Source organism: Aeromonas sp. PrichA-15, from assembly GCF_017939245.1.
GTDB classification, from domain to species: Bacteria; Pseudomonadota; Gammaproteobacteria; order Enterobacterales; family Aeromonadaceae; genus Aeromonas; species Aeromonas caviae.
Map to the genome: position 1 here is coordinate 1 of NZ_JAGKRH010000332.1, position 351 is coordinate 351.

Genomic DNA, 351 nt, shown 5'->3' on the forward strand with positions numbered 1-351 from the left:
ACATAACGCTCTTCCTGGCGGCCATGTCCACTCTCTTTGTGCTCGACGACAATCTTCTCTTTCTGGGCGTCAAACAGTGACTGGAATTGCGATTGAACCGCTTGATACAGCTTCGGTTGATTATTCTTGACCTGTACCACTACATGAGCCTTCTTCTCGCTGATTTTCTCCAGTGTCTCACGCTGACAATGCAACGCATCGAGTGTGACAACGGCTCCTTTTAGCTCAAGAATGTCCAGCATATCTTTGACGGTTTCGATTTCCCCCTTCTTGTTAGGGGTTGCTTTCTGGCTTAACACCAGCCCATTTTCGGTATCGTAAGCCGTGACCAACTGAAGCGCATCCTTGGCA

1 protein-coding gene is annotated in these 351 nt (G+C 48.7%); it reads right to left on the reverse strand.

Translation table 11 applies throughout. The features are described 5' to 3' along the window. On the reverse strand, positions 1-351 hold a 351-nt coding region (locus J9889_RS22990), incomplete at both ends, for an ISAs1 family transposase (protein WP_210558346.1).